The 9,654-nt window shown below is 44.7% G+C and carries 10 protein-coding genes and 1 pseudogene; 9 read left to right on the top strand and 2 right to left on the bottom strand.

The annotated features are described in order from the left end of the window. The 4 genes and pseudogenes from F6K49_RS30930 to F6K49_RS30915 form a co-directional block, all read left to right on the top strand. Positions 1 to 225, top strand: a pseudogene (locus F6K49_RS30930) (hypothetical protein); the annotation flags it as partial. A 47-nt stretch (positions 226 to 272) separates the two neighbouring features. Beyond that, a complete protein-coding gene (locus F6K49_RS30925) occupies positions 273 to 422 on the top strand; it encodes a hypothetical protein (protein WP_293020483.1) in 150 nt (49 codons plus the stop codon). A 110-nt stretch (positions 423 to 532) separates the two neighbouring features. Then, positions 533 to 904, top strand: coding sequence for a hypothetical protein (locus tag F6K49_RS30920; protein ID WP_293020481.1), 372 nt, complete (start codon positions 533 to 535; stop codon positions 902 to 904). Positions 905 to 1,104: 200 nt separating this feature from the next. After that, positions 1,105 to 1,482: a hypothetical protein gene (locus F6K49_RS30915; RefSeq protein WP_293020479.1), complete on the top strand. Its 378-nt coding sequence runs from the start codon at positions 1,105 to 1,107 to the stop codon at positions 1,480 to 1,482. Positions 1,483 to 1,571: 89 nt separating this feature from the next. Here F6K49_RS30915 and F6K49_RS30910 read toward each other — a convergent pair whose 3' ends face one another. Continuing rightward, positions 1,572 to 2,144, bottom strand: a complete 573-nt coding sequence (locus F6K49_RS30910) for a CAP family protein (protein ID WP_293020477.1) — start codon at positions 2,142 to 2,144, stop codon at positions 1,572 to 1,574. 427 nt (positions 2,145 to 2,571) lie between these two features. Further along, the gene (locus F6K49_RS30905; RefSeq protein WP_293020475.1) at positions 2,572 to 3,003 is read right to left on the bottom strand and encodes an alcohol dehydrogenase catalytic domain-containing protein; all 432 of its coding nucleotides are present in this window, start codon (positions 3,001 to 3,003) and stop codon (positions 2,572 to 2,574) included. Between the two features lie 551 nt (positions 3,004 to 3,554). Between F6K49_RS30905 and F6K49_RS30900 the strand changes: the two genes are divergently transcribed. The 5 genes from F6K49_RS30900 (at position 3,555) to F6K49_RS30880 (ending at position 9,278) form a co-directional block, all read left to right on the top strand. Then, complete coding sequence (locus F6K49_RS30900) at positions 3,555 to 3,938, top strand: hypothetical protein (protein ID WP_293102804.1); 384 nt, start codon at positions 3,555 to 3,557, stop codon at positions 3,936 to 3,938. Between the two features lie 22 nt (positions 3,939 to 3,960). Then, positions 3,961 to 5,949, top strand: a complete 1,989-nt coding sequence (locus F6K49_RS30895) for an NACHT domain-containing protein (protein ID WP_293102801.1) — start codon at positions 3,961 to 3,963, stop codon at positions 5,947 to 5,949. A gap of 521 nt (positions 5,950 to 6,470) precedes the next feature. Further along, entirely contained in the window at positions 6,471 to 6,692 is a 222-nt protein-coding gene (locus tag F6K49_RS30890) for a hypothetical protein (RefSeq protein WP_293102798.1), read from the top strand. An 18-nt stretch (positions 6,693 to 6,710) separates the two neighbouring features. Then, entirely contained in the window at positions 6,711 to 6,875 is a 165-nt protein-coding gene (locus F6K49_RS30885; RefSeq protein WP_293102795.1) for a hypothetical protein, read from the top strand. Positions 6,876 to 7,076: 201 nt separating this feature from the next. Further along, complete coding sequence (locus F6K49_RS30880; RefSeq protein ID WP_293082522.1) at positions 7,077 to 9,278, top strand: serine/threonine-protein kinase; 2,202 nt, start codon at positions 7,077 to 7,079, stop codon at positions 9,276 to 9,278. Positions 9,279 to 9,654 lie beyond the last annotated feature (376 nt).

The following is a 9,654-nucleotide window of genomic DNA, read 5'->3' as shown; positions in this document are numbered from 1 at the left end:
GGTCACAGGATCGATTCTAATGCTCGTGCCATTGAAGCTCTAACCAATACTGTCCATGAGTTCAAACGAGATCGCGCTCAAGCATACTCTTTGATGGCAGATTTAGCTCAAAATCAATCCCGAATGTATGGCATGATGGCCAACTTAGATGAGCGACAGGAACAACTGTCTAACCGACAGGGGGAGATTGTAGAAATTCTGAAGTTATTGACTAAATCTAATTAGGATGCGCGAACCACTAGCGTAAGCATTTAGCTATCAGCTAAAGGCCTTTGGCCACGCTACGCGAACAGCTATCAGTTAAAGGCCTTTGGCCACGCTACGCGAACAGCTATCAGCTAAAGGCCTTTGGCCACGCTACGCGAACAGCTATCAGCCTATGGGCTACAGATGGTGCTACTATTCGCGCAGCATGCCCGTAGCGCAATCGGTGCTTTTGAAGAAAATAAGCTGACCGCTGACCGCTGACCGCTGACTGGTGACCGCTGACTGCTGATAGCTGTTGAGAAAACACTAAACACTATTGCAGCAAATGACAAACTCAGACCAGTTTGATACCCGTTTCAACCTTTTACTAACTGCGATCGAGCAGATCAGCCAACAGATTGAACAGCTTCGTCAAAGAACGGATTCTAATGCTCGTGCTATCGAAGCTCTAACCGATACTGTCCATGAGTTCAAACGGGATCGCTCTCAACTGTATTCTGTGATGGCTAATTTAGCACAATCTCAGTCTAATTTATTTCAATCTCAGGCTAATTTAGCGGACAGTCAATCCCGAATGTATGGCGTGATGGAAAATTTAGATGAGCGACAGGAACAACTTTCTCAGGGACAGGAGCAACTGTCTAACCGACAGGGTGAGATTGTAGAAATTCTGAAGTTATTGACTAAATCTAATTAAGATGCGCGAACCACTAGCCTAAGCATTTAGCTATCAGTAATCAGCTATCAGCTATCAGCCTATGGCCTACAGATGGTGCTACTGTTCGCGCAGCATGCCCGTAGCGCAATTGGTGCTTTTGAAGAAAATAAGCTGACCGCTGACCGCTGACCGCTGACTGCTGATAGCTCTTGAAAAAACACTAAACACTATTGCAGTAAATGACAAATTCAGACCAGTTTGATACCCGTTTTAACCGTTTACTAACTGCTATTGAGCGCATCGACCAACAGATTGAACGGATCAGCCAACAGCTCGAAGAGCTTCGTCAAAGAACGGATTCTAATGCTCGTGCTATCGAAGCCTTAACCGATACTGTCAATGAGTTCAAACGCGATCGCTCTCGACTGTATTCTGTGATGGCCGATTTAGCAAACTCTCAGTCTAATTTAGCTCAAAGTCAATCCCGAATGTATGGCCTAATGGAGAACTTAGATGAGCGACAAGAACAACTCTCTCAGCGACAGGAACAACTGTCTAACCGACAGGGGGAGATTGTAGAAATTATGAAATTATTGACTAAATCTCAAGCAGGGTAAATCTAAGCTATCAGCCGTCAGGATTCAGCGGTCAGCTGACCGCTGATAGCTGATAGCTTAAGCAAAAATAGTGGGACGGTCACCGTAAGCTAAGGTGCCATAACGTTATTAGGAAACTGCCCAAGCACATTACCCGCAGGCCCATATTGGCAGACGACATAGAAGGCGTTATATTGTCTACCTTGAATAGTTTTGACGCCCTGGGCTGCACCACACCCTAATTGGGTACTATTCTTCCATACCACCTGAGTAAAATGCCCGGTCTTTCCAGAAAACCCTGGATTGGCATAGTCATAGTCAGAAACCTCTTGGTACCAATTAGTCACTGCTTGGTCCCCGAGGGTAGCTGTGTCTACAGACGATGCTGTGGTATAGGAGACAAAGAGATTTTCTCCCACATTGGTTTTACTGTGTTGGAAAATGCCATTGCTTGCCAGATGATTCGCCCAGCTTTGAGCACTGTTGTTGAGAGAACTACTCAGGGTCATATTAGGACTATGATGGGTGCTCCGATAGGTATTGTGCTTAGACAAACTTGTGCTGCGCAATGTACTTAAGTTTATTCCTCTTTGCCCCATAACTGAGTTACTATTGATTATCCCCAAAAGAATTATCGTTGCCAAGCCGACATAAACAACCCTCAAGAATTGCTTCCGATTCATGGACTTACTCCTGACTAGGTAGGGAAAAAATTTTTATGTCTCATGTCACAAACCAATAGACCTCTGTGCAGCAAATAAAGTTCCACATTGTCGGATGTTTCTGGGGAAATATAAGTTAACATCCAAAACACTGATTCTGCCGTTGATTACGTTACAAAACTATAAAAATTTTTTCGACTATTACAGGGAATATCAAGGCTTTCAGCGTGTTAAGAAATGTTTGGCCAGCAGTATCAATTTTGGCGTTGCTGAATTAAGGAATGAATCCGCGATCATCTGGTTTTATTAAAGCCCCCTAAATCCCCCGAGCGAGGGATTGCTCGCTGGGGGGCTAGGGGGGCGAAACCATACCCAGAATCAGCAACGCCATTCATTTTGCCTGTTCGGGGATCTTTTGGTGCGGGCATCCTGCCCACTCTACGAATATTCATTCAAAGACCCCGAGGCAGTCGAACAGGATTTCCCAAGCAGTAATGGAGGTCAGTGGAAAACCCGCTGCTTCCGCAAAACCCAGGGATTTCGGCTTTTTCCCGACAATCCGCTCATCAACGGCATGGAGCTCGGAGTTGGTGCCCGGTCGAGTGATATCACCGGCATAATAGACTTCATCACCTACTTTAAATTTACTGACATCGCTGCCAAGTTCTCGAACAACACCTGCGGCATCATAGCCAATGACCTTGGTGCCCTTTTCCGGTGCCATCTTGGCGCGCACTTTCACGTCCACAGGATTGACCGAAATTCCCCGGACCTCCACCAACAGGTCCTGTGGCCCTAATTCTGGTGTTTCGGTTTCAAATTCGATCAGCGCGTCTGGTGCAGTGATTGGTCCAGCCTGATTATATCCTATGGCTTTCATATCTTGGTTTTCCTTTTATGATCAATGCCGCCGATTCGATTGTATTGCAGTTTTTAGTGTAATACTGCTGCACTGACCACCCTACATCAACTTATGGGGAAAACCATGATATAGCAGAAGTCAGAAGTCAGAAGTCAGAAGTCAGAAGTTAAACTATTGCGCTTACTTAGGTTTGAGACTTTTGTCATGTCCTAACTGCCCTGGCGACTGCTATATGTACATTTTTGTTAGGTGATCTCGATTCGCTGCTCTAGCACCTGAAGTGACGAAGGGATTACAGTTGCTGGAGTTATGGGATTGGCCTTTGGGCCACGCTACGCGAACGCATCCTCCTTCTCTACTAGATGTTGATCATGGGAGGTGCTATAACAGCTGGAACTATCAACAATACTGGTACGTCCAGTAAGTAATATAAAAAGGTAGTAAAGTACATCCTTTCACGACGTAAATTTTCCCAGTAATTTGCCTATTAATTTTATTTAATCACAACAATATAGTCATTAAAGCCTCCTAGATTTTATACTAAAAGCATTCATAATCTAGGAGATATCATGTCACAAAAATATAATAAATATGACCTTAGCAAAGCCCAATTTGCTGGTGGATTCATAGATGCTGATAAGGTTGAGGCACATCGGATAGGTGGCGATATCTATAATTATGCTCCAGAGCAAAAACAAAACCTAGCAGATGCAGCAGCAGAAATTCAGGCGCTTTTGCAGCAACTAGAGCAAAGTTATCCCACAAGTACCACTCTGGAGAAACAGGTTGTGGTAACGGAAGCCCTTAAGTGCATTGAGAATAATCCAAGCTTGAAAGCACGGGTAATAGGAGCGTTGAAGGTTGGTGGTATTGAAGCGATAAAAGAGTTAGTGGATAACCCGCTCATTAACATCTTATTGGCTGCTGTGGATGCTTGGCAGGAAGCTGAGTAACTAGCAATATCAGTAGACTCCCATGTCTGAAAAGCCAAAAAAAGTCTCTAAGAATGACCTACGGAATTCCCAACTTGGGAGTGGGTTTGTTGATGCTGATACAGTCCATGCTCATCAAATTGGTGGCGACATCCATCATCATTATAATGGTGACAATCCCCGACCAACCCTAACTCCCCAAGAATACCGCAACCGTCAGGCATTACTCGCTAAAGTCAAAAACTATTGGATCAAAGGCGTTCTAGAAAAATCCCTCTATCACCAGGTATTGATGGAGTTGGGATTAGAGGAGAGACCCGATGCCATTACTAATCCTTTGAGCGAAATTATCGAAATCGGTGACAACTCACCTCAACCCCTCCCTGAAGGGACTAAATTAATTGATATTTTTGACAAAATTGGGACAGGAAGAACCCTATTAATTTTAGGAGACCCAGGGTCAGGAAAAACCACAACCTTACTCGAACTTGCTCGGGATTTAATCCCTCGTGCTGAACAAGACAGTAATCAGCTAATTCCTGTAGTATTTAATCTCTCCTCTTGGGCAAAGAAACGGCAGACTATAGCAGATTGGTTAGTAGATGAACTAAATAGTAAGTATGATGTTCCCAATAAAATTGGACAAGCTTTAGTAAAGCAACAGCAACTACTACCATTGCTTGACGGTTTGGATGAAGTAAAGGCGGAGTATCGAGACCACTGTATCGTAGAATTGAACCAATTCAAAAAAGATTATGGTGCCGATTTGGTAGTGTGTAGTCGGATGAAAGACTATAAAGCCCTATCCAATCGTCTCAATTTTCATAAAGCAGTTTATATAAAATTGTTGACTTTAGAACAAATTTGTAATTACTTGGATAGTATCGGAGCTGATTTAACGGGATTGAGGACATTAATTGAAAAGGATAAAGAATGGAAAAAGTTAGCAAATTCGCCCTTAATGCTCAATATTATGACTCTAGCTTATCAGGGAGTAGCAGTTGAAGATTTACCTAAAACTGAGGTAGTAGAAGAACGGCGCTGGCAGCTATTTCATGATTATATCGAGAAAATGTTTAAGCGTCGGAAGACTAATCAACAATACGATAATGCGCAAGTAAAGCACTGGCTAATTTGGATGGCCAAGAGGATGGTTGAGGAGTCGCAAACAGTATTTTTAATTGAAAAAATGCAGCCATCTTGGCTAAGAGATAGAAAGCAAAAACGAATTTATAAGTTGATGTTCGGGCTGATGGAAGGGCTGATGTTCGGGCTGATGTTCGGGCTGATGGAAGGGCTGATGTTCGGGCTGATCGGAGGGCTGATGTTCGGGCTGATGTTCGGGCTGATCGGAGGGCTGATGTTCGGGCTGATGTTCGGGCTGATGTTCGGGCTGATGGCAGGGCTGGATAAAGAGGCAACGGAAGACATCAAAACAGTTGAAATACTTGATATTAATTGGAAAAAAATCTTGATTGACCGGCTGATGTTCGGGCTGATGGGAGGGCTGATGGTCGGGCTGATGTTCGAGCTGATGGGAGGGCTGATGGGACGGCTGATGGAACGGCTGAGGTTCGCGCTGATGGGAGGGCTGATATTCGGGCTGATGGGAGTGCTGGTCTGGCTGATGGTCGGGCTGGAGAGTTCAGAAATTGAAAGAAAAACAAACCCAAATCAAGGAATTTGGAAATCAGCTCGTAATGCTATTACTTTGTATCTGATGTTGGGGCTGATCGGATGGCTGATGTTCGGGCTGATCGGATGCCTGATGGAAGGGCTGATGGAAGGGCTGATGTTCGGGCTGATGGGAGGGCTGATGTTCGGGCTGATGGGAGGGCTGAGGAATGGTGGTATAGCCTGCATCCAACACTTCTTCCTCCGCCTTGTCCTCTACCGTAACAATTACATCCCTTGGAACTATGCCCGCTTCCTGGACTATGCCGCTGATCGCATTTTCCTACAAAAAGTAGGAGGCGGCTACATCTTTATTCACCGGATGCTGATGGAACACTTTGCGGAGATGAAGCCTTAGAATTAAGAATTGAGAATTAAGAATTAAGAATTGGGAATTAAGAATTGAGAATTAAGAATTGAGAATTGGGAATTAAGAATTAAGAATTAAGAATTGGGAATTGAGAATTGGGAATTCTGACTTGTGCCTTCTGCCTTCTGCCTTCTGCCTTCTGCCTTCTGCCTTCTGCCTTCTGCCTTCTGCCTTCTACATTCTAAATTCTAAATTCTAAATTCTAAATTCTAAATTCTACATTCTTCATTCTTCATCCCACTTAATTGTCTTTGCACTCATTTTTTATTCTTCCTATTTTGGTAATTATAGCGTTTATAGGATTTATGAGGTACGCTTTTCAAGCTCAAAGTCCCCCTTGATAAGGGGGACCAACGGGGGATCCATTTGTACCTGATGGCATAGAGAATTGCTATAGTTTATCTATTGGTTAATTAATTATTTTCCTGTGCTAAAAATTCGGCGTTGCTTAATTAATGAACGAATGCGCGATTATCTGGTTTTATTAAAGCCCCCTAAATCCCCCAACTTTGGGGGACTTTAAGAGTTTTGTTCCCCCCAGCGAGGGATTGCTCGCTGGGGGGCTAGGGGGGCGAAACCATACCCAGAATCAGCAACGCCAAAAATTCCGCTCTACGAGATTCGGCAATTGGTGGGCAGTGCCTAAAAACGCGATGCTCGGTACGAGCCGCTACGCGATCGCAAACACATCAATCTCACGGCGGCACTGCCCAGCCTACTATTTTCTGTGATTAATCCTTTGGTGGGCAGTGCCTAAAACAAGTGTACCCAAGCAAATCAATCTAACGGCGGCACTGCCCACCCTACTACTTTGGTGGGCAGTGCTTAAAAACGCGATGCTCGGTACGAGCCGCTACGCGATCGCAAACACATCAATCTCACGGCTGCACTGCCCAGCCTACTATTTTCTGTGATTAATCCTTTGGTGGGCAGTGCTTAAAACAAGCCTAGGCAAGCACATCAATCTCACGGCTGGACTGCCCACCCTATTTTATCGTAGCGATAACGTTCTGATCACCACTTAAGGATTTTGTATATTATCATGGGTAGCACTATCACTAGTGATCTACCTCCTTGAATAGGTGGTGAGGATTTCCCGGAGCAATAGAACTTGGATGAACTTGGGTCTTGGACAAACGATCGGTGGACGCTATAAAATTATTCGTCAACTGGGACAAGGTGGATTTGGTCAGACTTTCGTAGCTGAAGACCAACACTTGCCTGGTGAGAATCAGTGTGTGGTTAAGCAGCTCAAGCCAGTAGCCACGGATACCTTGACATTGCAGACCGCTAGGCGACTGTTTGAGACAGAAGCCAAAATACTACACCAGTTGGGAAGTAATGAGCAAATTCCCCAGCTTTTTGCGTATTTTGAAGAAAATAAAGACTTCTATCTGGTGCAGGAATTGATTGAAGGGGAAGACCTCAGCCAGGAACTTGTACCAGGAACCCAGGTCAATGAACATCAGGTGATTTCCCTGTTGCAGGAAATCCTGGAAGTTTTAGAATTTGTTCATCAACGGCATATTATTCACCGAGATATCAATCCTCAAAACATCATTCGGCGTAAATCAGATGGCAAATTAGTACTGATTGACTTCGGTGCGGTTAAACAAGTGAGTACTCAGATCCTGGAAGGGGGCAACACTGGCTTTACGGTTGCTATTGGTACTCCTGGCTATCGACCGAGTGAACAAGCCAATGGTTACCCGCAATTAAGCAGTGATATCTATGCTGTCGGGATGATCGGGATTGTTGGTTTAACCGGTTTACGTCCTCACCAATTGCCCCTTCACCCTGATACAGGGGAAATCACCTGGCATAACCAGATATCAGTAAGTGCTGAATTAGCCGATAGTTTAGATAAAATGGTGTGCTATGATTTCCGAGAGCGTTACCAATCAGCTACCTTAGCCTTACAAGCACTGACTACTATAACTAGTAATAAAACTAGTAATAATAACATAAATACTAACACTACTAAAACTGGCGCTACCTTAGTGTTGGGAATTGCGTCATCTATACAACCCCTGCTCCCTAAACCGCAACGATTCAGACTAAAACGGTACCAAGTGTTAATGTACACCGGGGTGATTGGATTGGGGTTTGCGGCAACGGTTTTTATGGTGAAAGCATTCAGGGGAGCTAATGCGACGGATTGGTATAACCGGGGCGAAACGTTTTTAGAATTGAAGCGCTATGAACAGGCTCTGAACGCTTATAATCGAGCTGTGGAAATCCGAGGGGAATATGCTCCAGCTTGGCAAGGTCAGGGCAAGACCTTGTTTGCACTAAAGTACTATGAAGAAGCTCTAAACGCTTACGACCAAGCGATTCAAATTGAGCCGGATTATAGTGCAGCTTGGAAGGGTAGGGGTAAAACCTTGGAGCAGTTGAAGCGTTATGACGCAGCAATTAAAGCGTTTAATAGCGCCCTGGAACTCCAGCCCAATGACTTGGATGCTTGGATCAGTCTTGGTAATGTCCAGGTTAAGTCCAAGAATTATTTTGATGCGATCGCATCCTTTGACAAAGCCCTTAAACTCAAACCCGATTCTTACCAAGCTTGGTATAGACGGGGCTGGGCATTACATAATTTGCGTCAATATAAAGCAGCGGTACAATCCTACGACCGAGCCTTAGACTACAAACCTAATTCCGCTGAAGCCTGGTATCAGCGGGGTAATGACTTGAGCAATTTGCAAAAGTATAAAGATGCAGCCAAGTCTTATCAGCAAGCTGTTCAATTCCAGCCCAACTTCTACCAAGCTTGGTATAGCTGGGGCAATACCTTAAATAAATTACGGAAATACCAAGAAGCCTTAGGGTCCTTTGAGCAAGCCGTTAAACTCCAGCCTAATTCCTATCAAGCCTGGTACAGTCGCGGTTGGACACTCCATCAAGTCCAGCGATATGAAGATGCCCTGGAAGCTTACTACAAAGCCATTAAACTAAAATCCAAGCCTTACCAAGCTTGGTACAGTCGAGGCAATACCTTCTATAAATTGGAACGATATAAAGATGCGATCGCATCTTACCAACAAGCAGTTAACTATAAACCTGACTACAGCCAAGCCTGGTATAGCCTAGGCAATGCATTAGTTAAAGTCAACCAGTATAAAAAAGCGATCGCTGCTTATGATAAAGCAGTGCGCTACCAGCCAAACTACCGAGACGCTATCAAAGCACGGGATTGGGCAAATCGGGCATTGGAAGCAGAGATTAGGGAACAGGAAACAGGGAATCGGGAATCGGGAATCGGGAATCGGGAATCGGGAATCGGGAATCGGGAATCGGGAATAGGGAATAGGGAATAGGGAATAGGGAAAGAGAGGGAGGTGTGGGTAGTGTGGGAGGTGTGGGTAGTGTGGGTAGTGTGGGATGTTTGGGGCTTCGGCGCGGGGAGTGTCAAGATGAATCTTAACTGGGTTCAGTAGGAATAGCAAGTAGGGTGGGCAGTGCTTCACAGAGATTCATTTGCTAACCATAGAATTGCTAGGCACTGCCCACCAGCTGATGGGTGCATGTCAGTTGTGTTAATCCCTGATTCAGATCCCCCTAAATCCCCCTTAATAAGGGGGACTTTTCAATCTAATTCCCCCCTTTTTTAAGGGGGGTTAGGGGGGATCTATGTACCTAATTACAAATTTGACATGCTCCCCTAGCTGTTCCCTTTGCTATTACATATTAAGT

The sequence above is a fragment of the Moorena sp. SIO3I6 genome, assembly GCF_010672095.1.
This window is presented reverse-complemented; position numbering and strand designations above follow the sequence as displayed.